Source organism: Rhodoplanes sp. SY1, assembly GCF_046000175.1.
Taxonomy (GTDB): domain Bacteria; phylum Pseudomonadota; class Alphaproteobacteria; order Rhizobiales; family Xanthobacteraceae; genus Rhodoplanes.
This window is the reverse complement of record NZ_JBEOMB010000415.1, coordinates 1-549: the sequence shown is the minus strand read 5'-3', so window position 1 is coordinate 549 and position 549 is coordinate 1. Positions and strand designations below refer to the sequence as shown.

Sequence of the window (549 nt, the reverse complement as noted above, 5' to 3'; positions counted from 1 at the left end):
TCATTAGGAAGCATCTACTTGAACTGAATCTAAAATGATAAAATAGAGGGGGCTGGAATGCGGAAGTCTGCGTATCTAGCGTTGCTGTTGATCGTTTTTGGTATACCCCACACATCAAGGGCGGACGAGGTTTTTGTGAAGCTGCCGCTCGGTGCGAAATATATTATATCATCGACCCTTTCTGAAAGAGCTACGCTAGGTGACTTCTCTCTAGGAATGGACCTTCCTCAAGTTAAGTCTATTATAACATCTAGATACAGAGATTTTGAGTACGATGAGAGAATGAGCGCGAGCCTTCTCTCTGGCCGAGGAGATGATTATAGTTTTTTAGTTAAGTCGGATCCTTTTATATCTCAAATAACACTTTACCGTGATGGAACCAAAAAAGATACGAGATATATCGAACGATGGTGGCTTAGCTTTACTCCCCCCCACAGCGGAAGCAGTTTGTTTGGATTTGTGCGAAGAATAGACTATCCTCAAGACGACCCGACTCGACCTAGAGCGGCGAGCGTTCACCAAAGTATAGATGAAAAGTGGGGGAAAGAG

Annotated in this window: 1 protein-coding gene; it reads left to right on the top strand. The window is 43.9% G+C overall.

Going from position 1 to position 549, the window contains the following annotated elements:
- Window positions 1–135: 135 nt before the first annotated feature.
- Window positions 136–549, top strand: a 414-nt coding sequence (locus ABTU92_RS30045) for a hypothetical protein (RefSeq protein ID WP_408095193.1), incomplete at its 3' end; no start/stop codon positions are given.